Origin of the sequence: Flavobacterium cheniae (assembly GCF_004363695.1) — a bacterium.
Classification (GTDB): Bacteria; Bacteroidota; Bacteroidia; order Flavobacteriales; family Flavobacteriaceae; genus Flavobacterium; species Flavobacterium cheniae.
Genome location: NZ_SNZC01000001.1, coordinates 1 through 23,226, shown reverse-complemented (window position 1 = coordinate 23,226; position 23,226 = coordinate 1). Strand labels below are relative to the sequence as shown.

The 23,226-nt window shown below is 32.2% G+C and carries 28 protein-coding genes; 20 read left to right on the top strand and 8 right to left on the bottom strand.

The genetic code is table 11. The features are described from left to right. Positions 1-71 precede the first annotated feature (71 nt). From C8D80_RS00140 to pyrF, 3 genes are read right to left on the bottom strand one after another with little or no spacing between them, the layout of a single operon-like run. Entirely contained in the window at positions 72-854 is a 783-nt protein-coding gene (locus C8D80_RS00140; RefSeq protein WP_133607957.1) for an alpha/beta fold hydrolase, read from the bottom strand. 57 nt (positions 855-911) lie between these two features. Then, positions 912-1,706, bottom strand: coding sequence for an ABC transporter substrate-binding protein (locus C8D80_RS00135; protein WP_133606113.1), 795 nt, complete (start codon positions 1,704-1,706; stop codon positions 912-914). 23 nt (positions 1,707-1,729) lie between these two features. Beyond that, positions 1,730-2,563, bottom strand: a complete 834-nt coding sequence (gene pyrF / locus C8D80_RS00130) for an orotidine-5'-phosphate decarboxylase (RefSeq protein WP_133606111.1) — start codon at positions 2,561-2,563, stop codon at positions 1,730-1,732. A 213-nt stretch (positions 2,564-2,776) separates the two neighbouring features. On the opposite strand from pyrF, the gene C8D80_RS00125 reads away from it, so the two are divergent. From C8D80_RS00125 to C8D80_RS00105, 5 genes are read left to right on the top strand one after another with little or no spacing between them, the layout of a single operon-like run. Then, positions 2,777-2,929 (top strand): lmo0937 family membrane protein, encoded by a 153-nt coding sequence (locus C8D80_RS00125; protein ID WP_133606109.1) that lies wholly within the window; start codon positions 2,777-2,779, stop codon positions 2,927-2,929. 19 nt (positions 2,930-2,948) lie between these two features. After that, complete coding sequence (locus C8D80_RS00120; RefSeq protein WP_133606107.1) at positions 2,949-3,218, top strand: YtxH domain-containing protein; 270 nt, start codon at positions 2,949-2,951, stop codon at positions 3,216-3,218. 9 nt (positions 3,219-3,227) lie between these two features. After that, a complete protein-coding gene (locus tag C8D80_RS00115; RefSeq protein ID WP_133606105.1) occupies positions 3,228-3,611 on the top strand; it encodes a hypothetical protein in 384 nt (127 codons plus the stop codon). A 2-nt stretch (positions 3,612-3,613) separates the two neighbouring features. Then, positions 3,614-3,943: a hypothetical protein gene (locus tag C8D80_RS00110; RefSeq protein WP_133606103.1), complete on the top strand. Its 330-nt coding sequence runs from the start codon at positions 3,614-3,616 to the stop codon at positions 3,941-3,943. Positions 3,944-3,952: 9 nt separating this feature from the next. Beyond that, the gene (locus tag C8D80_RS00105; RefSeq protein WP_133606101.1) at positions 3,953-4,606 is read left to right on the top strand and encodes a hypothetical protein; all 654 of its coding nucleotides are present in this window, start codon (positions 3,953-3,955) and stop codon (positions 4,604-4,606) included. Positions 4,607-4,685: 79 nt separating this feature from the next. Here the strand turns inward: C8D80_RS00105 and prfA are convergent, their stop codons facing one another. Then, on the bottom strand, positions 4,686-5,759 hold the full coding sequence (prfA, locus tag C8D80_RS00100; RefSeq protein WP_133606099.1) for a peptide chain release factor 1: 1,074 nt from the start codon (positions 5,757-5,759) through the stop codon (positions 4,686-4,688). Positions 5,760-5,945: 186 nt separating this feature from the next. Here prfA and C8D80_RS00095 point away from each other — a divergent pair, with 186 nt between their 5' ends. The 5 genes from C8D80_RS00095 to C8D80_RS00075 all read left to right on the top strand — a co-directional run bounded on the left by C8D80_RS00095 (position 5,946) and on the right by C8D80_RS00075 (position 11,267). Continuing rightward, on the top strand, positions 5,946-8,150 hold the full coding sequence (locus C8D80_RS00095) for a TonB-dependent siderophore receptor (RefSeq protein WP_133606097.1): 2,205 nt from the start codon (positions 5,946-5,948) through the stop codon (positions 8,148-8,150). Positions 8,151-8,153: 3 nt separating this feature from the next. Next, complete coding sequence (locus C8D80_RS00090) at positions 8,154-8,705, top strand: PepSY-associated TM helix domain-containing protein (RefSeq protein WP_133606095.1); 552 nt, start codon at positions 8,154-8,156, stop codon at positions 8,703-8,705. 115 nt (positions 8,706-8,820) lie between these two features. After that, positions 8,821-9,276 (top strand): hypothetical protein, encoded by a 456-nt coding sequence (locus C8D80_RS00085; RefSeq protein ID WP_133606093.1) that lies wholly within the window; start codon positions 8,821-8,823, stop codon positions 9,274-9,276. 124 nt (positions 9,277-9,400) lie between these two features. Further along, a complete protein-coding gene (locus C8D80_RS00080) occupies positions 9,401-10,249 on the top strand; it encodes a L,D-transpeptidase (protein ID WP_133606091.1) in 849 nt (282 codons plus the stop codon). Positions 10,250-10,295: 46 nt separating this feature from the next. After that, positions 10,296-11,267, top strand: coding sequence for a hypothetical protein (locus C8D80_RS00075; RefSeq protein WP_133606089.1), 972 nt, complete (start codon positions 10,296-10,298; stop codon positions 11,265-11,267). Positions 11,268-11,317: 50 nt separating this feature from the next. Here C8D80_RS00075 and C8D80_RS00070 read toward each other — a convergent pair whose 3' ends face one another. Beyond that, on the bottom strand, positions 11,318-12,784 hold the full coding sequence (locus C8D80_RS00070; RefSeq protein WP_133606087.1) for an aminoacyl-histidine dipeptidase: 1,467 nt from the start codon (positions 12,782-12,784) through the stop codon (positions 11,318-11,320). 149 nt (positions 12,785-12,933) lie between these two features. Here C8D80_RS00070 and C8D80_RS00065 point away from each other — a divergent pair, with 149 nt between their 5' ends. After that, positions 12,934-13,938 (top strand): DUF3810 domain-containing protein, encoded by a 1,005-nt coding sequence (locus C8D80_RS00065; protein WP_133606085.1) that lies wholly within the window; start codon positions 12,934-12,936, stop codon positions 13,936-13,938. Between the two features lie 71 nt (positions 13,939-14,009). Here the strand turns inward: C8D80_RS00065 and C8D80_RS00060 are convergent, their stop codons facing one another. Further along, positions 14,010-15,314 (bottom strand): NAD(P)/FAD-dependent oxidoreductase, encoded by a 1,305-nt coding sequence (locus C8D80_RS00060; protein ID WP_133606083.1) that lies wholly within the window; start codon positions 15,312-15,314, stop codon positions 14,010-14,012. Positions 15,315-15,445: 131 nt separating this feature from the next. On the opposite strand from C8D80_RS00060, the gene C8D80_RS00055 reads away from it, so the two are divergent. From C8D80_RS00055 to C8D80_RS00045, 3 genes are read left to right on the top strand one after another with little or no spacing between them, the layout of a single operon-like run. Then, positions 15,446-15,940 (top strand): RNA polymerase sigma factor, encoded by a 495-nt coding sequence (locus tag C8D80_RS00055; RefSeq protein ID WP_133606081.1) that lies wholly within the window; start codon positions 15,446-15,448, stop codon positions 15,938-15,940. Positions 15,941-15,943: 3 nt separating this feature from the next. After that, on the top strand, positions 15,944-16,585 hold the full coding sequence (locus tag C8D80_RS00050) for an ABC transporter ATP-binding protein (RefSeq protein ID WP_133606079.1): 642 nt from the start codon (positions 15,944-15,946) through the stop codon (positions 16,583-16,585). Continuing rightward, entirely contained in the window at positions 16,585-17,439 is an 855-nt protein-coding gene (locus tag C8D80_RS00045; protein ID WP_133606076.1) for a TraB/GumN family protein, read from the top strand. Before C8D80_RS00050 ends, C8D80_RS00045 begins: the two co-directional genes overlap by 1 nt. Before the next feature lie 29 nt (positions 17,440-17,468). On the opposite strand, the gene C8D80_RS00040 is transcribed toward C8D80_RS00045, so the two are convergent. Both C8D80_RS00040 and C8D80_RS00035 read right to left on the bottom strand, forming a co-directional pair. Beyond that, the gene (locus C8D80_RS00040) at positions 17,469-18,278 is read right to left on the bottom strand and encodes a lysophospholipid acyltransferase family protein (RefSeq protein WP_133606074.1); all 810 of its coding nucleotides are present in this window, start codon (positions 18,276-18,278) and stop codon (positions 17,469-17,471) included. Between the two features lie 107 nt (positions 18,279-18,385). Further along, on the bottom strand, positions 18,386-19,039 hold the full coding sequence (locus C8D80_RS00035) for an NUDIX hydrolase (RefSeq protein WP_133606072.1): 654 nt from the start codon (positions 19,037-19,039) through the stop codon (positions 18,386-18,388). Positions 19,040-19,108: 69 nt separating this feature from the next. On the opposite strand from C8D80_RS00035, the gene C8D80_RS00030 reads away from it, so the two are divergent. The 6 genes from C8D80_RS00030 (at position 19,109) to C8D80_RS00005 (ending at position 22,930) form a co-directional block, all read left to right on the top strand. Further along, positions 19,109-19,552 carry a DUF4268 domain-containing protein gene (locus C8D80_RS00030; protein WP_133606070.1) on the top strand — a complete coding sequence of 148 codons (444 nt, stop codon included), beginning with the start codon at positions 19,109-19,111 and terminating at the stop codon, positions 19,550-19,552. A gap of 70 nt (positions 19,553-19,622) precedes the next feature. After that, positions 19,623-20,099 (top strand): peptide-methionine (R)-S-oxide reductase MsrB, encoded by a 477-nt coding sequence (gene msrB / locus C8D80_RS00025; protein WP_199757206.1) that lies wholly within the window; start codon positions 19,623-19,625, stop codon positions 20,097-20,099. Positions 20,100-20,103: 4 nt separating this feature from the next. After that, the gene (locus C8D80_RS00020) at positions 20,104-20,592 is read left to right on the top strand and encodes a DinB family protein (RefSeq protein ID WP_133606067.1); all 489 of its coding nucleotides are present in this window, start codon (positions 20,104-20,106) and stop codon (positions 20,590-20,592) included. Continuing rightward, entirely contained in the window at positions 20,580-21,254 is a 675-nt protein-coding gene (locus C8D80_RS00015; RefSeq protein ID WP_133606066.1) for an NRDE family protein, read from the top strand. Before C8D80_RS00020 ends, C8D80_RS00015 begins: the two co-directional genes overlap by 13 nt. A gap of 4 nt (positions 21,255-21,258) precedes the next feature. Further along, a complete protein-coding gene (locus tag C8D80_RS00010) occupies positions 21,259-22,299 on the top strand; it encodes an ATP-grasp domain-containing protein (RefSeq protein WP_133606064.1) in 1,041 nt (346 codons plus the stop codon). Positions 22,300-22,522: 223 nt separating this feature from the next. Then, positions 22,523-22,930 carry a hypothetical protein gene (locus tag C8D80_RS00005; protein WP_133606062.1) on the top strand — a complete coding sequence of 136 codons (408 nt, stop codon included), beginning with the start codon at positions 22,523-22,525 and terminating at the stop codon, positions 22,928-22,930. The last annotated feature ends 296 nt before the right edge of the window (positions 22,931-23,226 follow it).

The following is a 23,226-nucleotide window of genomic DNA, read 5'->3' as shown; positions in this document are numbered from 1 at the left end:
AACAGCAGTTTACTTCAATTACTACTTCCTAATTTACCTATATAAAATCCGCCATTTTTAATATAATCAACCTACCTTTTCTTCAAATATCCAATCACCGCTTCATTAAAAATAACCGGTTGTTCAACATTTACCACGTGTCCGCAGTTTTGGATAATGAAAAGTTCGGCGGTTTTAACATGGTTGGCTACGACTTGCTTTACCGAAGGTAAAAACATATAATCTTCTTCGCCCATAACGTAAAGTGTTGGGATATTCAATTCTTTTTGACGGAACCAGCGTAAAACTGGATTAATTTCGGCAGTAAGTTTGAACCATTTGATGAATTCTTTTTGATACAATTTCTTGGCTTCGTTGATAAAAAGTAAGCGCGATTGTTTGTGGTTCTTTTTAGGCATAATCACAAAAGCAAAAAACTTATACAAAACCAAATACGGCAACACATATTTAAACGTATTTCCTAATCGCATTAATACTTGCGAACGGAAATTCATTTTTAAAATAGCACCTCCTAAAATCATGCTTTTCACTCGTTCAGGATGCATTTCTGCTAATTGACGAATGACAATTGATCCTAACGAAATTCCAACGAAATGAGAACTTTCAATCTTTAAAAAATCAATAACCTCAACAATGTCTTCGGCAATGGCTTTAAACGTATATTTTTGCTTGAATGCAGATTTCAATTGTTCTTTTGAATCTCCATGACCACGCAAATCCAATAACAATACATTAAAATGCTTCTGAAAATCGCGAATTTGCTTGAACCACACAGACGAACTTCCTCCTGCTCCATGAACAAAAGTAACCCATTCTGTACTCGTTTCGTTTTTATAAATTGTGTAGGAAATCAAAATTTTAATTTTGCCCAAATGTACTGCTTTTCAACAAAATTAACGATTGAACAAATTTTAAATTTTAGCATGTAGTTTTTTGAAGTAATCAAATGCTTTTAACAATCGACTTCCGTACCAAGAAAACATTTCGCCATCGACAAAAACAGTTTTGGCATGATGCGTAAAACGTCCTATTTCAAAAGCATGTTCATCGGTAAACGGAAAAGGTTCGGAAGACAAAAAAACATAATCAGGATCGCCTTCTAAACGAATTTTCTTCAATTCAACTTCTGGATAACGTCCTTCTTTTACTTCGTAAATATTCTCGAAATGATTTAATTTCAATAATTCATTGATAAACGTATGATTTCCTGCGACCATATGAGGTTTTGCCCAAATAAAATAAGCTGCCTTTTTAATGGATTTATCTTTGATGAATTGCTGAAAATCTTGATATGCAAAATTAATTTTGTCTATCCATTTTTGAGCATCAGTTCGTTTATTGAAAAGTTGACCAAAATCGTGAATCATTTGTAAATTGTCTTCAATCGTGAGAATATCGGTTACCCAAACTGGACAAATTGTATTTAATTCATCCACAATTTCTTTCGTATTTTCTTCTTTGTTACAAATGATAATATCGGGCTGAAGTGCTTTTATTTTATCGAATTTGATGTTTTTTGTTCCGCCAACAATCGTTTTAGTCGCTTTAAAATGAACAGGATGCACGCAAAATTTAGTTATTCCAACGATGTTATCTTCCAAACCTAAATCATAAAGCAATTCGGTTTGCGAAGGCACTAAAGAAATGATTCGAACGGGTTGCTTTTCGAAAGTATGTAAAATTCCTAGTTGATCAATTAATTTCATTTAAAAAGTTTAAGATGATCGTTTTAAACTTGAAACTTGAAACTTGAAACCAAAATTCCCTCCATTTCTTGTTGCAATTTCAACGCTTCTTCCCTAGCCTTTTCAGCGAAATCAGTTCCGTTTGAAGCATAAATAATTCCTCTTGAAGAATTAATTAACAAACCAACATTTTTGCTCATTCCGTATTTGCAAACCTCGGCTAAACTTCCGCCTTGAGCGCCAACACCTGGAACTAATAAAAAACTATCGGGAACAATTTTTCTAATTTCAGTGAAATATTCGGCTTTAGTTGCACCAACTACATACATCAAATTATGCGCGTTTTTCCATGATTTTGACGTTTCTAAAACCACTTTGTACAATTCTTTACCGTGGACATTTTGCGTTTGAAAATCAAAAGCGCCTTCGTTTGAAGTCAACGCCAACATAATCGTGTGTTTATCTTCAAATGCTAAGAAAGGTTCTACTGAATCTTTTCCCATATAAGGAGCCACAGTTACCGAATCGAAATCTAAGTCGTTGAAAAAGGCTCTAGCATACATGGATGACGTGTTGCCAATATCACCGCGTTTTGCATCGGCAATGGTGAAAATTTCAGGATACTTTTCGTTGATGTAATTGATGGTTTTTTCTAACGATTGCCAACCTTTTATTCCGTAAGCTTCATAAAAAGCGGTGTTTGGTTTATAAGAAACACACAAATCGTGAGTCACATCGATAATCGCTTTATTGAATTCGAAAATAGGATCTTCGGTTTGTAGTAAATGCTCGGGAATTTTATTCAAATCGACATCCAAACCAATACATAGAAATGATTTTTTAGCTTGGATTTGGTCTTGAAGTTGTTGTGTAGTCAAAACGTTGTGGTGTTTAGTGTTAGTTGTTGGGCAAAGTTAGTTCAAAGTTTTGGAAACTCAAAGTAACGAGAATTCAATAAATGTGGGAAATCTGTAACATTTAGCCTTTGGTGTGTAATACAAATTGATTCAATAAGTTACACCTTTGTTATAGTTCGAAAAGATAAGTCAAAAGCTTGTCTTAGTCAATTATAAACTTTAAAACATAAAGATATGTCAAATTTATTATACACCATTGCCATAGTGCTTGTTATTCTTTGGGCATTAGGATTTTTTGTTTACAGTGCGGGTAATATTATCCACATTTTGTTGGTAATCGCTGTAATTGCGATTTTATTCAGATTAATCAAAGGAAGAGAAATATAAATCATTAAAAAATAATAGTATGAAAAATACAGATGTTATCGTAGGAGTGTTAGGTGGATTAGCTGTTGGTGCCTTATTAGGCGTATTGTTTGCTCCAGATAAAGGAAGCAACACCAGAAGAAAAATTGCACAAAAAGGAACCGATTTAAAAGATAATTTAAAAGGAAGTTTTACTGATTTTATTGCTTCGGTTGAAGATCAATATTCAAACTTTACTTCTAATGCAGAAGAAGTTATTGAAGAAGGAAAATCGAAATTAGAACGAATGAGTAACGACATTACCAGATAAGAAATAGCAATGGAAAATATAGCCACCGATATAGAGCTACTTTACAAAAAAGCAGAAAAGTATTCCAAAACCAGTTTTGAATTACTACAATTAAATACCATAGATAAAACATCAGATGTAATCTCATCTTTATCGGTTGTTATTTCCATCTCTATTATTGTGGCTATGTTTACCTTGTTTATTAACATTGGTATTAGCCTTTTTATAGGCAAACTATTAAATGATTACGCCATGGGATTTTTCCTAGTTTCTGGATTTTATTTTATAGTTGCCATTATTGTATTCATTTTTAGAAAAACACTAATTAAAATACCTATTGATAATTTAATTGTTTCTAAACTTTTAAAAGATAAGATTATCTCTGAAGATGAAAGTAATCCAAACCATTTATAAGGATGAAAGCGCTCAAACAAACCGATATTCTTGACAACAAAATTGCTGCATTAAAAATAAAACGAGCTAATGAATTCGTAGAATTAAAAGAACAATATTTTACTGTTCATAATTCATTTACTGTTTCTAATATTGTAAACCAAGGTATTTCCGAATTTTACAAAACCGCTACCAACAAAGACAATCTATTTTCTACCATTACTAGTGTTTTAGGTGGTTATTTATCTAAAAGAATGGTAGTTGGCGAATCCAAAAATCCATTTAAACAAATTTTAGGTTACGGAGTTCAATTTGCAGTAACTAAAATACTATCAAAAATTTCTAACAAATAAACAATCAAAATGAAAAATTTAAAATTTTTACTTATTACCCTTGCATCAGGAGTTGCTTTAATTTCATGTAAAGATGAAAAGCAAACTAATGCAGAAAAAGAAGTTGTGGCATATGAAATGTATGTAGACTCGTTAAACAATGTTGCTTTAAGTGACTTAAAAACAAACTGGGATAGCATTGAAAATGATCACGAAAGAAGAAAAATTGCAGCTGAAGTTGCTTTACAAGATTTAGAAAATCGCGAAGAATTAGAAGGGAAAATACTAGTTTCCAGCGACAAATATGAATTGTACAAAGCGAATTATTTAGCTCAACAACCTAAAGCAGCTACTAAATCAATTGTTAGAACAGCTCTTTTTGGAAGTGAAGATATTGGAGACGATATGGCTTTTACTTGGGTAAACAAAAACAACATTTTAAGAGTATATGACAACTTTACCTCAACAGTTGAAAAAAATAAAGAAAGCTACTCAAGAGAAGATTGGGATGAAATTAAATTGTACTATGAAGCATTAGATACTAGAAAAAACACAGTTGAAAATGAAGGTTTATCTGGTTCTGACAATATGAAAATTGCCTCTATCAAATTTAAATTTGCTCCACTTTTAAAAGCGAATAGAATGGGCTCAAAAGCAGAAGAAAATTCAGAAGCCAAAGAATAGTTACAGTTATTTATTGATTCAAAAAAAAATGCCAAGCTATAATTTAGTTTGGCATTTTTTATATTTAATAAGTTTCCGATTAGAAAACTTCGTTTTCTTTTAATTTTTCCATGTTGTTTACCAACTGAAGTTCGTCAACAAATTTTTGAATTTTACCATTCATCACACCATCCATATCAAAAACGTCTAAACCAATTCTGTGATCGGTTACACGACCTTGAGAATAGTTATAGGTTCTAATTTTTGCCGAACGGTCACCTGAACTTACTTGCGAAGAACGTTTTGTTGCATCTTCCGCTTGTTTGATGGCTAATTCTTTTTCGTATAAACGAGAACGCAATACTTCCATTGCTTTATCTTTATTCTTATGCTGCGATTTTTGATCCTGACATTGCGCCACTAATCCAGTTGGAATGTGCGTTAAACGAACCGCAGACTTCGTCGTATTTACCGACTGACCTCCAGGACCAGACGAACAGAAAAAGTCAACACGAACATCGTTCATATCAATTTGTACATCAAATTCTTCTGCTTCTGGTAAAACCATTACCGTTGCCGCTGAAGTGTGCACACGACCTTGTGTTTCGGTTTGTGGTACACGTTGTACACGGTGTACTCCTGCTTCAAATTTTAAAGTTCCGTAAACGTCTTCTCCTGTTACTTCAAAAATCACCTCTTTGAATCCACCAGAAGTTCCTTCACTAATATCTACTACAGAAGTTCTCCAACCACGTGCTTCGCAATATTTAGTATACATACGGAATAAATCTCCTGCAAAAATAGAAGCTTCGTCTCCACCAGTACCTGCACGAATTTCCACCATAACGTTTTTCGCATCTTCTGGATCTTTAGGAATCAACATAAATTTGATTTCATCTTCCAATTGTGGCAAACGCTCTTTAGCTTCATCTAATTGCATTTTGGCCATTTCTACCATTTCGGCATCTGAACCATCAGCGATAATTTCGTTAGCTTCTTTTATATTTCCGTCAAGCGTAATGTATTCTTCACGTTTTTCAACCAAACCTTTAAGGTCTTTGTATTCTTTATTTAATTGTACGTAACGCTTTTGATCGGCAATTACATCAGGCTGAATAATTAAGTCTGAAATTTCGTCAAAACGTTGTTTTACATATTGTAATCTATCTAACATAGCTGTTATTTATTTTGGAGTGCAAAGTTACAATTTTAGTTTAAAGTTTAAAAATTTAAGTGTTTAAAAGTTTCGGTTTGAAAATCAATTCTTTAGAAATATTATTTAAAATAAGTCTAAATAAATTTTGTAGTTTCATTTTGACTCAATATTTTTGCATCGTTATTTTAATTTAATCTAAATAAGATGTATAAAAACATTTTCAAATCTATAGTATTACTGTCTTCACTTCAGGCAGTATCTCAAGAAAACCTTAACGACGTTAGTGAAAACTATTTTACAGAAAACGATACTGTAAAAAAATTAAAAGAAGTGGTTATCGAAGCCAAAAACAACCCTTCAAAATCTTCAGTAAACAGAGCTGGAATCAAAGAAAAAGATTTACCTCAAGCCATTCAAGTGATTGGAGCCGAAATCATCCAACAACAACAATCCATTCGTTTGAGTGATGTTATCAAAAATGCAAATGGTGTTTATGTTGGTTCAGCACGAGGTGGCGCTCAAGAATCGTTTTGGTCAAGAGGCTACGACATGTCGGCCAACAACATGTTTAAAAACGGTTTCCGTTTCAACAGCGGTTCTATTCCAGAAGTTTCTTCGTTAGAAAAAGTAGAAATTTTAAAAGGAAGTGCAGCGTTATTATACGGTAATGTGGCGCCTGGAGGAATTATGAATATGGTAACCAAATCTCCAAATTTTAGAACCGGTGGCGAATTCACCATGCAAGCAGGAAGTTACAATTTCTACAAACCTTCAGCAGATGTGTATGGTGCTTTTAATAATTCGATTGCATATCGTTTTAATGGTTCGTATGAAAATTCGGAAAGCTTTAGAGATTTTGTCACTAAAGAACGTTACTACGTAAATCCTTCCCTACTTTTTAAAGTGAGTGATAAAACAGAAATCACGCTTCAAGCCGATTATTTAAGTGATGATTGGACACCCGATTTTGGTACCGGTTCTATTGGGAAAGAAATTGCTAATGTGCCAAGAAACGCATATTTAGGAGCAAAATGGTCTAACGGAACTACCAAACAAGCAACCGCTTCGATATTAGCAAATCATGAATTCAATAAAAATTGGAAACTAAACTTTAATTCTTCTTTCCAAGATTACGATAGAGAATCTATTGGTACAGAACGTATTCAACCTGCAGCAAATGGCGATTGGAATCGTCCATATGGAAGAAATAAAGCAGTAGAACAAATTCTAGCCAATCAAATTAGCTTACAAGGCAATTTTAAAACAGGTAAAATCAAACATCAATTGTTTACAGGAATAGATACTGAAATTTCATATGCAGATGCGTACACGTTCAGATTTTTCAATCCAACAACTGGCACAACAGTAACAAATTATGATACCGTAAATATTTTTGATCCAGCTTCTTATGATGCTTCAAATGAATTACCAGCTTTACCTTCAGAAATAACAAGAATCGTAAAGACAGAAACTACTCGTTTAGGAATTTATGCTCAAGATTTGATTTCGTTTGGAGAAAAATTCAAAGCTTTATTGGGCGTTCGTTATTCGTACCAAGAAGCAAAACCTGAAACATACAACATTACAGCAAACACGGTTACTGAAGAAAAAATTCGTAACGATAGAGCTTTCTCTCCAAAAGTGGGTTTAATTTACCAACCTACAAAAAGTATTACTTTATTCTCAAGTTATTCCAATTCCTTTACACCAAATACTGGAGTAGATATTAATAACGAAGCGATTGAACCTTCCATCATTGACCAAATTGAAGTTGGTGTTAAAAACGAATTCTGGAAAGGAAAACTAACTACAAACGTTACTTTGTACCAAATTGTGAACAGCAACTTGGCGCAAACAGCCGAATTTGATGCCAACGGAAACATCAATACCAACACCAATGTAAAAGCGTTAAGCGGTGAAACAACAAGTAAAGGAATTGAATTAGACATTACGTACAAACCGATAGATGATTTCAACATTATGGCGGGTTACAGCTACAACGATATGCGTTATACAGAAACCACTGGAGCAACAGGAAGTTTTATTGAAGGTGACCGTTTAGTAAGAACACCTCAACATACTGCAAACTTAAGTTTCTTCTATACTGTACCAACAGGAATTTTCAAAAACATTTCGGTTGGAGCAATTGGAAACTACATTGGCGACCGAGTTGGAGGTTGGAACAATCAAATAAACCCAACCTATCCAAACGGAATTTGGGATAGAGAAATTCCTGTAAATGGTTACACAACTATTGATGTATCGCTTGGTTATAATTGGAAACAATTTACATTACTTTGCAAATTATCAAATATTACCAACGAGTTGAATTATACGATGCACGAAAACTACAGTGTAAACCCTATTGCTCCAAGACAAATTTTAACTTCTTTACGATATAAATTTTAAACCATGAAACAACAAAAATTAGTTAGAGACATTCACCGCGATTTTGGCTACTTCTATGTAGGATTGATAATTTCGTTTGCCTTTTCGGGAATTTTAATGAACCATAGAGAACATTGGCATCCTGAAAAATACACCATCGAAACCAAAAACATCAAAGTACAACTGCCAGAAGAAAGCCAAATTACAGAAGAATTTGCTGAAAATTTAGGGAAACAATTGGGCATCGATGATAAAATGCGTCGCCACAATGTAAAGAAAGGCACGTTTAAGATTTCGTTTGAAAAACACGATGTAGAAATCGACATAAAAACGGGTAAAGGTGAAATTGTTGCTTTCAATAAAACACCAATTATCAGTCAAACGATGAAGTTGCATAAAACTACATCAAACTGGTGGATTTACTACTCTGATATTTTTGGAATTTCTTTAATACTTATAGCCATCACGGGAACTTTAATGGTAACCCACGGCAAAAACACCTTTAAACGCCGAGGCTGGAAACTAGCCGTAGCTGGAATAATTTTTCCAATTTTAGTTTTAATTATTTTGAGTTAATAAAAGAAAAAGGTTCACGAAAGTGAGCCTTTTTTGTTGATAACTTAAATGGAGTTGTAATGAAGTTTTTGGTATTTTTGAAAAATAATAAGATTAAAACTACAAATTAAAACTCATGAGATTAAAGATTTTTTTATTGCTTTTTATATCATCATTATTGTTTTCCTCTTGTTTATTAAAACCCATTCAATCTGAATTTAGTTTACAAAGAACATTTTCTGATCCAGTAATAATTGGAGAATTTGATAATGGAAAAATATTAATCTATAATGGAGCTGGATTTAATCATAAAATAGATAACTCATCATTTATAAATGTATGGATTAACAATAAACCTTTAGGGCAACTTATGTCAAATGAATTTGCTATAATTTATTTATTACCTGGTAAATATGAATTCAAATTAGTTCACAAAGACATTAAAAATTTCACATCTACCCATATAATTGAAATAGATAAAGACACTAAAGTAATTTGCGTTAAACCTACAATAACATCAAACAAAGCAGAAATAACAAACGCTATTCCTAATAACTTTCATTTGTTTAGAAATATAATTAGACAAAAATAATTTTAGAAGGTTCACGAAAGTGAGCCTTTTTTAATACTTCTAAAAATCAAAATCATGTAACTATTTCAAAGAATAATATAAGACAACACGCGTTTTATAGGTATAACTTTGCGAAAAAGAAAACATGAAAAACGTCTTAAAAATAGTGGTTTTGGCAATTAGTCTTTTTTCACTTTCTTGTAAAGAAGAGAAGAAAGAAGTTATAACCATTGTCAAACCTGAAATAAAAAGAAGCGAACCTAAAGAAGTCGCCTATACATTTCAAAAAAGTGAAGAGTGGTTAAAAACCGAAGGTTCAAATCCAAAAGCACTCGATTTGGTTTTGGCTCTAAATCGTGTGGATGTCGTGAATTTAAAAAAATTAGATTCGATAGTAGTGCCAACCGATTTCTCGGGTGATTTGGAATATTATATGCCTTTTCCGATAGAAGTTGCGACTTTGAACGAAGTAAGCAAAATTATTCTGTTTTCATATGCTACGCAAGCTTTCGCGACTTATGAATATGGTGTTTTAACACATACCGGACCTACAAGTCTGGGAAGAGAAAAAGACAAAACACCAACCGGTTTGTTTTTTACCAATTGGAAAGCCGAAGAAACCATAAGTACGTTTAACGATGAATGGAAACTAAAATGGAATTTCAACATTGAAAACAAACAAGGCATTGGTTTTCACGAATATGAATTACCTGGTTATCCAGCTTCGCATTCTTGTTTGCGATTGTTAGAAAAAGATGCCAAAATGCTATACGAATTTGCCGATCAATGGGAATTAGAAAGCGCCGAAAAAGTAAAATTAAAAGGAACTCCCGTAATTGTTTTTGGAAGCTATGATTTTAAAAACCCGAAAATCTGGAACACGTTACCACAAGATGCTAAAGCATTATCAATCTCTGAAGCAGCATTAGAAACTATTATTTCACCTTATTTGCCATCCATTTTAAAAGAGCAAACAAAAAGAGAGAAAAAGTAATTTTAAACATATAAAGTATAATGAGGTTCACGAAAGTGAGCCTTTTTTGTTTAAATTTGAAAATAAAATATTCAAAATGCGTTATCTATTTATCATATTAATTACTTGTATTTCCTTTGGACAATCAAAACCAAAAGATTTAACAGAAATTCATATTTACAACATAATAAATACATTTGATATTGAAACAGATCCAATAATTGATATTGATTTTTTTGAAGAAAGTTATTTAAGAGAAGATAATTTCCTTTTGTTAAAAACTACTGATGAAAAAGTTGTAAAGAAAATTTACAAATCTATTAGTCAATTAAGAAATTATAATAAGACGCAAAAAGATTACAACACACATTTTGGCAATGAAAGATTCAAAACAATGTTTGTAATAGAATACAATAGTTATCAAGACACTCTTTTTTATTCGACTAACACAAATGAAATCTATTATAAAAACTACATTGTAAAAGATGAAAGAGACGAATTTAAAAAATCTTTATCTAAAGAAATAATTCATTTCGTAAATAGAGATTTAGCTTCTGAAATAGAAAAAATAAAAAATGACAAAATTAATTCAATTAGTAAAAATCAAATTCTTATAAACGAAAAAAACATATTTGGTTTCAATAGAAAACAATTTGAAAAGGATGTTGCTAAAATTAATATAATAAGAACTGATTCCATAATTCTTGAAAATGAATCAGAAACCATAATTGATTACTTTATTAATGAGAATAAAATTGTATTTGATCCTAATGATGAAAAACTTTTTTTGTTAATCTTAGAAGATAATAATTTGCAACTTACTATAGATTCTATTGAAATTAAAATTGGAGATTCAATCGATTCTATTAAAGAAAAATTCAATTATTCTTATGCAAAATGGTTTAAAACTTTTAATTTTTATAATAAAGAAATAAAGAATGTGACATTTTTTGAAATTAAAATTAAGGATTCAAGTGGAAGCGTAAGTTTCGATATATTGGATAATAAAATTTCTAAAATTTATATTGATTATAATTAAAAAATCCCGAGCTAACTCGGGATTTCCTCTTTATTCTATTTTCTATTCTCTTATTTCTTCTCTGGAATATTCTCTAAAATTTCCAAAACAAACTTCCAAAATTTCTGAGACGATTTAATGGATGCTCTTTCATCTGGGCTGTGTGCTCCGTGAATTGTTGGTCCAAAAGAAATCATATCCATGTTTGGATAATTGGTTCCTAAAATACCACATTCTAATCCGGCGTGACACGCCACTACTTTTGGTTTTTCACCGTTTTGCTTTTCATAAATAGAAGTCAATACGTCTAAAATTTCAGAGTTTACGTTTGGTGTCCAACCTGGATAACTTCCTCCAAATTCTACTTCGCAACCAAATAATTCATAAGCTGAACGTAAGCTATTTGCTAAATCCATTTTAGAACTTTCCACCGATGAACGCGTTAAATTCTGAATCGAAATTTGTCCGTCTTTTACAATCACGCGTGCAATATTATTCGAAGTTTCTACCAAGTCTTCCATATCAGCCGACATTCTGTAAACACCGTTGTGTGCTGCATAAATCGCTCGTAACAAACCTTCTTGTACGCCTAAATCCATTACTTTCGCTGGAATCGTATCGTTTTTAACAATCTCAATCGTTAAATTTGGCTCCATCGTTTTGAATTCGGTTTTGATGTCGCCAATTACTTCTTGCATGTCAAAAACAAACGCTTCGTCATACATTTCAGCAATAATTACTTTCGCTACACTTTCTCTCGGAATCGCATTACGCAAACTTCCACCTGAAATTTCAGCAATTTGCAATCCAAAATTCTCAAAACCATCAAATAATAAACGGTTCATGATTTTGTTTGCGTTTCCTAATCCTTTATGAATATCCATTCCCGAGTGTCCACCTTGTAAACCTTTTACAGTAATCGTGTAACCCACAGAACCTTCTGGCGTTTCTTCTTCGTTGTAACCTCTTGAAGCAGTTACATCAATTCCACCCGCACAACCGATATCGATTTCATCATCTTCTTCGGTATCCATATTCAATAAAATTTCACCTTGTAACACACCGCCTTTTAAGTTTAAAGCGCCAGTCATTCCCGTTTCTTCATCAATCGTAAACAAAGCCTCAATTGCAGGATGTTTGATATCTGTAGCTTCTAAAATCGCCATAATCATTGCTACTCCTAACCCATTGTCGGCACCAAGCGTAGTTCCGCGAGCACGAACCCAATCACCATCCACATACATATCAATTCCTTGCGTATCGAAATCAAAATTCGTGTCGTTATTTTTTTGGTGAACCATATCCAAATGTCCTTGTAAAACAATTGGTTTGCGGTTTTCCATTCCTGGCGTTGCTGGTTTGCGAATGATTACGTTTCTGATTTCGTCTTCAAACGTTTCTAATCCTAAACTGGTTCCGAAGTTTTTCATGAATTCAATCACACGTTCTTCTTTTTTAGACGGACGTGGTACAGCATTCAAATCGGCAAATTTGTTCCAAAGTGGCTTTGGTTCCAGATTTCTAATTTCTTGGCTCATTATATTTTTGTAGTTTTTAAGTGTCTAAGCAACAAAGTTACAAAGTTTAATTTCTTTACAAATTGATTTGTGATTATATTTACGTTTTAAAATACGCTGTGAAAATAAAATTTGTCCTTCCTTTATTCTTACTTATCCAAATCATCGTTGTGAAAACGATTGGTTTGTTTCCTGATTTTGTAGAAAATTGGTACAGCAAAGGTTTTTATCCGAAATTGGCTTTCTTGTCGAGAAAAGCATTAGGTTGGTTACCATTTTCTTTTGGTGATGTAATCTATTTTATACTGATTTTACTCTTATTTAGATGGATTTGGAAACACCGAATCGGTTTTTTTAAAGAATGGAAAAATAACGGATTAGCTATTTTGAGTTGGGTTTCGGTGTTTTACTTTTTCTTTCATATTCTTTGGGGAATGAACTACTACCGAATTCCGTTACATGAAAAATTGAAGATTGAAAAAGAATATTCGGTAGACCAATTGAAAGTTTTTATTGAAAAAATGTTGGTGAAAACCAATGAATTACAAATGCAAATCACTAAAAATGATTCAATTGCGGTTGTGATACCATATTCGCATGACGAAATTTATAATTTGGCTTTGAAAGGATACGAAAATATTCCAAGTGATTTACAAGAATTCCGTTACAAAGTAAAAAGCATCAAATCTTCGTTGTTCAGTTATCCGTTGAGTTATATGGGATTTGGTGGGTATTTGAATCCGTTTACCAATGAAGCGCAAGTCAATTATTTGAAACCAAAATACACTTCTCCTTTAACCACTTGCCACGAAATGGCGCATCAAACCGGAATTGGAAGTGAAAGCGAATGTAATTTCATTGGATTTGTAACGGCTGCTAAAAACGAGGATTTGTATTTCCAATATTCAGCTTACAGTTTTGCGTTGCGCTATGCATTGCATAATTTGGAAATGATAAAAGAAGAAAGTTCAGAGCCTTATTTGAAAAAAATCAATAAAGGTGTTTTAAAAAACTTTGAAGAAAATAAAATCTTTTGGAAGGAATACCAAACGCCAATCAATACCTTTTTTGAATATTTCTACGACAATTTTCTAAAAGCCAACCAACAAAAAGATGGAATGGAAGGCTATAGTAAGTTTGTAGGATTAGCAATTGGGTATGAGAATAAGTTATAAGAGAAAAGGGATTAGGGAATAGTTTACGTAACGTATTAACTTTTTCCTAATCCCTTTCAACTTTCCCCTATTTATAACTCGTCACTCGTAAAACTTACTAATTTTCTCTTTTTATACGGACGCATAATCAAACGCGCTTCTCGGTCAAAACGGATGTAATTGTAAACCCAATTTAAGAAAACCACCGCTTTATTTTTGAATCCAATTAACGAAAATAAATGTACAAACATCCAAACAAACCAAGCAAAAACACCGCTGAATTTAAATTTTGGCAAATCCACAACGGCTTTGTTTCTTCCTATGGTTGCCATTGAACCTTTATCTTTGTAAACAAACGGTTTTAATTCCTTTTTATCTAATAATCGGATTACATTTTCGGCTAACAATCTTCCCTGTTGCATCGCAGGTTGTGCCATCATCGGATGTCCTTGCGGAAATTCTTCTGAAGTCATTACAGCAATATCACCAATCGCAAAAAGATTATCATACCCCTCTACTTGATTGAATTGGTTGACTTTAATTCTGTCTACATTTTTGATGAAACTATCTGCCTTTAAACCGTGAGGTAAAGCGCCTTGTACACCAGCTGTCCAAATTACAGTTGCTGAATCGAAAGATAAATCGGAATTGGTGGTTACGGTTTTTCCATCATAACCTGTTACACGAACGTTTTTCCAAACGCTAACTCCTAAATCCAAAAGAAACTTTTCTGCTTTTTCTGAAGCATTTTCGCTCATGGTATTCAGAATTCTATCGCCACTTTGAATCAGATTGATTTCCATTTTTCGAACATCTAAATCGGGATAATCTTTTGGAAGAATCGCTTTTTTCATTTCAGCTAAAGCTCCGGCTAATTCAACTCCTGTTGGACCACCACCAACTAAAACGAAATTCATCAAACTATGACGTTCGTCGATATCATTGGTAAGCAAAGCTTGTTCGAAATTCTCTAAAATCAAACTACGAATATTCAACGACTGCGGAATCGTTTTCATCGCCATACTATTGCGCTCAATTTCTTTATTTCCAAAATAATTGGTTTTAGAACCTGTTGCAATTACTAAATAATCATATTTTAATTCGCCAATATCGGCGTAAACCGTATTGTTTTCGGCATCAATTTCACGAACTTCTGCCAATCGGAAATAAAAATCTTTATATTCTTGAACAATTTTTCGAATTGGGTACGCAATAGAATCGGGCTCTAAACCGCCAGTTGCTACTTGGTACATCAAAGGTTGAAAATTGTGATAATTATGTTTGTCTAGTAAAACGACTTGTACTTTCTTATTGCGAAGTTTTTTCGCTAAAGATATTCCAGCAAAACCACCACCTATGATGACAATTCTAGGAAAACTACTACGAGGAATATTCATTTATCATTGTAAATTTATCAAGTCAAAGATAAGAAGAAAAAGAATTGAATGTTTCGCAAAATAGTTAATGATTAATTAAATTTGAAATAGTAAACTTGTAACAAATTGGTAAAAACTACTACTTATTGTATATGAAATCAGAATCGGAAGCACTTTTCGTAAAGCAACTCAAAGAGAATCAGAATATAATCCACAAAATTTGTCGATTATATACTACTGATGAAGATGCGCATAAAGATTTGTTTCAGGAAATTACGATTCAATTATGGAAAGCTTTTCCCAACTTTAGAGGCGATTCTAAATTTACTACTTGGGCGTATCGCGTAGGATTAAACACAGCCATTACACTTTACCGAAAAAAGAAGCGAAGTATTGACACAATTGAATTTGATAGTACTTTTCATAAAGTAACACAAGACGATTACAATTTTGAAGAAGAAGAAAAATTAAAGCTACTGTACAGTGCCATTAGCGAACTGAACGATATTGAAAAAGCCTTAGTTTTCTTATACTTAGAAGATAAAGATTATACCGAAATTTCAGAAACGTTGGGGATTAGTGAAGTGAATGCACGTGTGAAAATGAACCGTGTGAAAGGGAAATTAAAAAAAATATTAAATCCGTAACTCATGGATGAATTAGATTTATTAAAAAAAGACTGGAAAAAACAAGAAAGTTCGTTCCAACAAATAGGTGAAAAAGAAATTTATGGAATGCTACATAAACGTTCCTCTTCTATCGTGAAGTGGATTGTGATTATTAGTGTTTTAGAACTACTTTTATGGTTGAGTATTTCTTTTTTAACGGCAGATGATAAATACACCAAAACACTTGAATTATATCATCTGGATACATTTATGCCTTTTATGTCTGTAATAAGTTATGGAGTCATTCTCTTTTTTATCTTTTTGTTTTTCAAAAACTACAAAGCGATAAACACTACAGACAATGTTAAACAATTGATGCAAAACATTTTAAAAACTCGTAAAACAGTTAAATATTATGTTTGGTATAACTTAGCAATGACTGCAATTTCGATGATTATTGTATTTATTTTCCAATTTTTATACGATCCTTCTATTAAAAAAGTAATTGACAACGCATCTTCTAATATTGATCCAAAAACATTTTACTGTATCATGCTTTTAGTTTATGCTGCGGTAATTATTGTATTTATTGGCCTAATTTGGTTATTCTACCGATTACTGTATGGTATTTTAATGCGCCGTCTTCAAAAAAATTATGATGAACTAAAAAAAATAGACTACTAATGAAAAAATTCTTTATCACGCTTTTAACTTTACTAACTGGTTTTTCTTTCTCTCAAGAATTAGAAAAAAGTTTATTGTGGAAAATATCTGGAAACGGATTAAAATACGATTCGTATTTATTTGGAACCATTCATATTACTTGTGACGCGACTTTAGATTATAATACTTTAAGTGCATTAGAAAACACAAAACAATTGTATTTAGAGCTAGATATGGATGAAAAATCGATGCAAATGCAAATGATGCAACATATGATGATGAAAGATGGTGCGAAATTATCGACTTTACTAAACTCAGAAGATTTTAAAACAGTAGATGAATTTCTTAAGAAAAACTTGAACATGTCGGCTAAGCTATTCGATAGTTTTAAACCTTTTATGATAACTACTATGCTTTATCCAAAGATGATTGATTGCCCATTTCAATCCGTGGAAAGTGTTTTAATGAAAGTAACCGAAGAACAAAACGAAGAAGTTTTCGGGTTAGAAACTATTGAAGACCAAATGAAAGTTTTTGATGCTATTTCATATGAAATACAAGCAGAAGAACTATTAAAAATGGCAAAAGGCGATTTAGAAAAAGATAAAGATGAAATGAATAAAATGATGAAAATCTATCAAAACAAAGACATTGAAGGAATGTTAAAAATGATGGACGATTCTGACAATAAAATCACTTCTGAAAACCAAGATGTTTTATTAAACAATAGAAATAAAAACTGGATTCCAATCATGATTAAAACCATGAAAGACAAACCTACCTTTTTTGGTGTTGGTGCTGGTCATTTAGCTGGAGAAGAAGGAGTAATAAAACTATTGCGAAAACAAGGATATAAAGTAGAAGCTGTTAAATAAAAAAAGAGGCAGTTGCCTCTTTTTTTTATTTAATATTTCCACATTCTTTCTCTGTCTAATTTAGCTTGTTCATCTAAAACTTCAGATGGTATCACTTTTAATAAAGAAGGATGTTGTTCTATTGCAAATTCAATCATTTCTACCACTTCATCAACCGTTGCTGTTTCGTAATCAATCTTCAATGGTTCTTTAATCACCATTGATTGTAAGATTCCTTTTTTCTTAATCATCAATCCTTTTCGGTCAAAAGAACGACGGAAACCATCAATTACAATTGGTACTACAACTGGCTTGTGTTGCAAAATAATATGCGCTGTTCCTTTTCGCACAGGTTTAAAAGAACGTGTAGTTCCTTGTGGAAAAGTAATTACCCAACCATCTTCTAAAGCAATCTTAATATTTTCAGTATCGTTCGGATTAACATCTTTCTTCTCCGTAACATCTTTTCCTTTCGCTCTCCAAGTTCTTTCTACTGTAATGGCTCCCGCATAAGCTAAAATTCTTGGTAGTAAACCTTCTTGCATGGTTTCCTTAGCCGCTACATAATACATGTTTAACTTCGGATTCCATAAATACATTACATTTTTAATGTTATTTTCTCTTCCTTTTAAACTCGCATTAAAAACGTGAAACATAGCTACAACATCAGCAAAATAGGTTTGGTGATTCGAAATAAATAAAACATTCGTATCAGGCAAACTTCTAATAATTTCTGAACCTTCGATTTGTAATTGGTTAAAATAACGATAACGACGGTGTGTTAAAAAACCCGCTATACGAATTAACCAAGTCTTTAAAAACAATATATGTCCGAAAGGATTTCTCTTAAATAATCCCATAATTTTCATTTTTTTTAACAAAACAAGAACGCAAAAGTAGTAAAATAGGTGATTTTAGAAAGAAAAAATGACTTAAATTCATCATAGTGCGTAACAATTTGAAACCACTATAAATTACATTTACTTAACGCACACTTAATGGTTTCTTTTAACTCGCTCATCATCATTGCAGTAGCACCCCAAACCACATATTTGTCCACCATAAAAGCAGGTACTTCAATATCGGTAGCATAAGAAGTTGACATGGTTACTTTTGTAATACTTTTCTCGTCTAAAAAGTCAGCAATTGAAAACTCTAAAACTCGTTTGACTTCATCTAAATCTGGAATAAAAGTTAATTCTTCATTAGAAATTCCCATAAAAGGGGCGACTAAAAAATTACTTGGTGGAATATAAATTTCACTAAATGGTTTGATGATTTGAATTTTATCTGGATGAATACCCACTTCTTCATGAGTTTCTCTAAGTGCTGTTTCCTCTAAATCGGCATCGTACTCTTCTACTTTACCACCTGGAAAACCTATTTGAGAAGAATGAACTCCAGGATACGAATTTCGAACAATTAAGGCTAAATGTGTAACCGAATTTTTAGGATAGAAGAGCATTAAAACGGCAGCTTTCCTCGGATTTTTATCCATATAATTTTCCTCATTTAAATAAGAAATACGTTCTAATGGCGCCATTTTTGCATGCGCATCCGTAGAAAGGAGCGTTTCTTTTTCTATCTTTGGAATATATTTTATAAAATCATTAAAAAGCATACAATCTCAATTTAGCAACCTTAAAGGTAGCTATTTTTTTCAAACAAAATAACTTTCTAATTTAATAATATGTTCAGTAAAGAAGAAGCGCTTCAAATAAAAAAAGATTTTTGGATTGCATTTGCCGCCGAATATCCTCGTAAGTGGTTGTTATACAATACCAAAATAAAAGATGTAACCTTCAAATTTTATGTTGACAATAAAAAAGCATTAGTTTTACTAGATATAGAACCAAAAGACGAAGAAAAACGTAAGATATATTATGAGAAAGTAGAATCGTTAAAAACCATTCTTTTAGAAGACTATTTAGACGATGTTATTTTTGAACGTAATTTCTATTTAGAAACAGGAAAAGTAATCAGTCGTGTTTGGGTAGAAAAAACAGGAATTAGCATTAATAACAAAAACACTTGGCCTGAAGTTTTTGACTTCTTTGCTGAAAAAATGGATGCTTTTGAACGTTTCTTTTATGAAAACGAAGACTATATTAAAGATTTAGAAATCAATACCTAATTCAAATACTTTGTAAGATTGTTAACATTTTATTTGAATTATAACACTTAAATTTGAAAAAATGTTAGCTATGAAAAACTTATTTTTATTACTTTTAGTAATCACATTTCAGTCGTGTCAATCACAAAACAAAGAACCTAAAAACATGAATTCAAATTCCAAAAAAACAGAAGCGCAATGGAAAGCTGAGCTTACTCCAGAGCAATATGAAGTTTTAAGAAACAAAGGAACCGAAAGAGCCTTTACGGGAGAATATTGGGATCATTTTGAAAAAGGTAAATACGTTTGTGCAGGTTGCGGAAATGATTTATTCACCTCAGATACCAAATTTGATTCACATTGTGGTTGGCCTTCGTTTGACAAAGCGATTAAAGGTTCGGTTGTCTATGTTCAAGATTTGAGCTACGGAATGGTTAGAACTGAAGTATTGTGTGCAAAATGTGATGGTCATTTAGGTCATATTTTTGACGATGGACCAAAAGAAACTACTGGTCAACGCTTTTGCATGAACTCTGTTTCCATAAAATTTGTTCCAGAAACAAAGTAAAACTATGCTGATAAAAAGTATAAAGAATAATCTTTCCGAAAATATCGAATTACTTCGTCAGCTTACAAACGATGAATTCACGCAAAAAAATCCAGAGTTAAGCAATGCTACTATTGGAGAACACATGCGACATATTATTGAGTTATTTGGCTGTTTATTTGAAAACTACGACTACGGATTAATCAATTACGATGATAGAAAACGAGATGTATTGCTTCAAACCGATAAAAATGAATCGATTGCTATCATTGAAAAATATCTTTTGGAACTAGACAAACCAAATAAACCTCTTTCGCTAACACACAATTGTTTTAGTCCAATTGAACTGTTACAAACCAACTATTTCAGAGAATTAATTTACAATTTAGAACACAGTATTCATCATCAAGCCTTAATAAAAGTAGCATTACATAGTCTACCACATATTAAAATACCTAGTACATTCGGAGTAGCGCCATCAACATTAGAATATCGCAAACAATGTGCACAGTAACGTATATTCCAACTCCTGAAGGTTGTATTGTCACGTCTAATCGAGATGAAAAAATTACTCGTGAAAGAGCACTTTCTCCACAAGAATATTTGATTGAAGGAAAAAAGATAATCTTTCCAAAAGACCCAAAAGCTGGCGGAACTTGGGTAGCAAATAATGAAACCAAAATTATTGTTTTACTAAACGGAGCACAAGAAAAACACATTCCAAAATCAAAATACCGAAAAAGTAGAGGTTTAGTTGTCTTAGACTTAATGACCGCTGAAAACACTTTCGATTATTGGGAAAAAATTGATTTGACTGACATTGAACCGTTCACAATAGTGTTAGTTGAAAACAATAAATTGACACAATTGCAATGGAACGAAGCTGAAAAAAGCACCACAGAATTTGATGCAAAGCAATTTCATATTTGGTCCTCTTCTACTCTTTATTCAAAAGAAATTAGAGAAAAAAGAAAAGAATGGTTTCAAGATTTTATAAAAAGTAAAAACGCTCCAACACCAGAAGAAATTTTACATTTTCATCAATTTACAGAATCAGAAAATAAAGAGTTTGGCTTGCAGATTAATCGCAACGATGTATTGAAAACCATCAGCATAACGCAATGCAAAGTAAAGAACGATATAATACAAATGAAGTATCTTGATTTATTCGAATAAAAAAATGACAAAACTGAATCTTTTCCTACATAAGTTAACCCATTGGGAATATTGGCCCTATCAAGTGGTGTATTTGCCAGTATATTTTCAATATTTGTATTATGTGATTAGAACACGCTCATTTTTTTTCTTTAATGCTTCAAATCCAACTATAAAAAATGGAGGATTTTTCATGGAATCGAAAAAAGAAATTTACGATTTGATTCCACCCCAATATTATCCTAAAACTCTTTTGATTAGTCCTAATGAAAATTTAGAAGTTATTTTACAAAGAATTAACTCCGAAAACATTCAATTCCCTTTAATTGCTAAACCCGATATTGGTTTAAGAGGAACTGCCGTAAAAAAAATTCACACTACCGAAGAGCTAGAAAATTACCTCAAAAAAGCGAAATTTGACATTTTAATTCAGGATTTGATTCCGTATGAAAATGAAATTGGTCTTTTCTATGTGAAATTACCAAACCAACCAGGAAAAATCACTGGAATTGTATCAAAAGAATTCATGATTTTAACTGGAAACGGTAAAAACACCCTTCGCGAATTACTATATCAAGACAAACGCTATCTACTACAATTAGAAGTACTTGAAGAAGAATACAAAGACAAACTAAACACTATTTTAAACGAAGGAGAAACAATTAATTTGGTTCCTTACGGCAATCATTGTCGCGGAACAAAATTCGTCGATGCTAGTCACGAAATCACCTCAGAAATGATGGAAAGTTTCAATACCATTTGTAGTCAAATCAGTGGTTTTCATTTTGGAAGAATGGATATTATGTACTATTCTTATGAAGATTTAGCAAAAGGTAAAAACTTCCAAATCGTAGAAATAAACGGTGCCATTAGCGAACCTACTCACATGTACGACCCAAAACATTCGCTTTTATTCGGTTGGAAAGAACTCACACGCCATTTCCATTACATGTACCTAATCAGTAAAAACAACCACAATAACGGGGCAAAATACCTAACTTTTAAAGAAGGTGTTCAAGAATTTAAAAATCACCACAAGCATTACGATGCCATTTTAGAATTTTAGAGCGTTCCCACAAGGGTCGGGCTATCCCACTCGCTTTACTTAAAATTCTTAGGTATTTTAAGTAAGAGCTCAAACAATGCTCCTATCCCTAACGCGGAATTTGTTTTCAGTTAAATATTTATTGGAAAATAATTTATAAATTGCTTATAATTCACAAAAAACGCAAAAGGATTCGCTCGTGAACTGGGAAAACCACCCGCTGATATTATTAAAAAAAAATGACATGAGAAAACTTAGAATTATATATTTTCTTGTAATATTATCCATAGGTTGTGCAGGAAATAAAAAACTTGATTTAGAGAGAGAAAATTGTAATGAGAACCTTATTTTCAAGAAAGAGTTTTTTAGTAATTTATCAATATTGGATGATTATTATAAAAATAAATCAAAAAGTACTAATATTGCTAATGACATACAACTTAATTTTGAAGAAAAATTAGAGAAATTGGATAAAATTAAATCTGATTATTACAAAGCCATAAGATTTTTTTCAAAATATTCAAAAACTAATAGCGAACATGCAGGAAATTACATAAATCAAATTCCATATAATAAATATTTAAATTATAGAAAGGTCTGGATTAATTGGTATGAAAAAAATAAATGCAAAAATTTAGAACTTATTGAGTAATGGATAATGTTTCAGATTTAAAACCACAACCTTTCAAAACCCTAAATTAAAATAGGATTAGTTAACTAGTTCCCCGTCGCTGGCGCGAGCGGGACGCTCGTGTCCACAAATCCACGAGCGAGACGCTCGCGTTAGCCTTTCATGAAGTATAAAAACCACAAAACCACCTCAATTGAGGTGGTTTTTTAGTCCCATCGGGATGCTATATTGGTAACAAAAAAGCCCTATCATTACTGATAGGGCTTTTCAAAAGAAAGGCGGCGACATACTCTCCCACATAACTGCAGTACCATCTG

Coding starts and splice junctions, on each gene's coding strand:
- C8D80_RS00135 (WP_133606113.1), bottom strand. CDS start 1,706: ATGAAATTAATTGATCAACTAGGAATTTTACATACTTTCGAAAAGCAA.
- C8D80_RS00125 (WP_133606109.1), top strand. CDS start 2,777: ATGTCAAATTTATTATACACCATTGCCATAGTGCTTGTTATTCTTTGG.
- C8D80_RS00120 (WP_133606107.1), top strand. CDS start 2,949: ATGAAAAATACAGATGTTATCGTAGGAGTGTTAGGTGGATTAGCTGTT.
- C8D80_RS00115 (WP_133606105.1), top strand. CDS start 3,228: ATGGAAAATATAGCCACCGATATAGAGCTACTTTACAAAAAAGCAGAA.
- C8D80_RS00110 (WP_133606103.1), top strand. CDS start 3,614: ATGAAAGCGCTCAAACAAACCGATATTCTTGACAACAAAATTGCTGCA.
- C8D80_RS00105 (WP_133606101.1), top strand. CDS start 3,953: ATGAAAAATTTAAAATTTTTACTTATTACCCTTGCATCAGGAGTTGCT.
- prfA (WP_133606099.1), bottom strand. CDS start 5,759: ATGTTAGATAGATTACAATATGTAAAACAACGTTTTGACGAAATTTCA.
- C8D80_RS00095 (WP_133606097.1), top strand. CDS start 5,946: ATGTATAAAAACATTTTCAAATCTATAGTATTACTGTCTTCACTTCAG.
- C8D80_RS00090 (WP_133606095.1), top strand. CDS start 8,154: ATGAAACAACAAAAATTAGTTAGAGACATTCACCGCGATTTTGGCTAC.
- C8D80_RS00085 (WP_133606093.1), top strand. CDS start 8,821: ATGAGATTAAAGATTTTTTTATTGCTTTTTATATCATCATTATTGTTT.
- C8D80_RS00080 (WP_133606091.1), top strand. CDS start 9,401: ATGAAAAACGTCTTAAAAATAGTGGTTTTGGCAATTAGTCTTTTTTCA.
- C8D80_RS00070 (WP_133606087.1), bottom strand. CDS start 12,784: ATGAGCCAAGAAATTAGAAATCTGGAACCAAAGCCACTTTGGAACAAA.
- C8D80_RS00060 (WP_133606083.1), bottom strand. CDS start 15,314: ATGAATATTCCTCGTAGTAGTTTTCCTAGAATTGTCATCATAGGTGGT.
- C8D80_RS00055 (WP_133606081.1), top strand. CDS start 15,446: ATGAAATCAGAATCGGAAGCACTTTTCGTAAAGCAACTCAAAGAGAAT.
- C8D80_RS00050 (WP_133606079.1), top strand. CDS start 15,944: ATGGATGAATTAGATTTATTAAAAAAAGACTGGAAAAAACAAGAAAGT.
- C8D80_RS00045 (WP_133606076.1), top strand. CDS start 16,585: ATGAAAAAATTCTTTATCACGCTTTTAACTTTACTAACTGGTTTTTCT.
- C8D80_RS00040 (WP_133606074.1), bottom strand. CDS start 18,278: ATGGGATTATTTAAGAGAAATCCTTTCGGACATATATTGTTTTTAAAG.
- C8D80_RS00035 (WP_133606072.1), bottom strand. CDS start 19,039: ATGCTTTTTAATGATTTTATAAAATATATTCCAAAGATAGAAAAAGAA.
- C8D80_RS00030 (WP_133606070.1), top strand. CDS start 19,109: ATGTTCAGTAAAGAAGAAGCGCTTCAAATAAAAAAAGATTTTTGGATT.
- msrB (WP_199757206.1), top strand. CDS start 19,623: ATGAAAAACTTATTTTTATTACTTTTAGTAATCACATTTCAGTCGTGT.
- C8D80_RS00020 (WP_133606067.1), top strand. CDS start 20,104: ATGCTGATAAAAAGTATAAAGAATAATCTTTCCGAAAATATCGAATTA.
- C8D80_RS00015 (WP_133606066.1), top strand. CDS start 20,580: ATGTGCACAGTAACGTATATTCCAACTCCTGAAGGTTGTATTGTCACG.
- C8D80_RS00010 (WP_133606064.1), top strand. CDS start 21,259: ATGACAAAACTGAATCTTTTCCTACATAAGTTAACCCATTGGGAATAT.
- C8D80_RS00005 (WP_133606062.1), top strand. CDS start 22,523: ATGAGAAAACTTAGAATTATATATTTTCTTGTAATATTATCCATAGGT.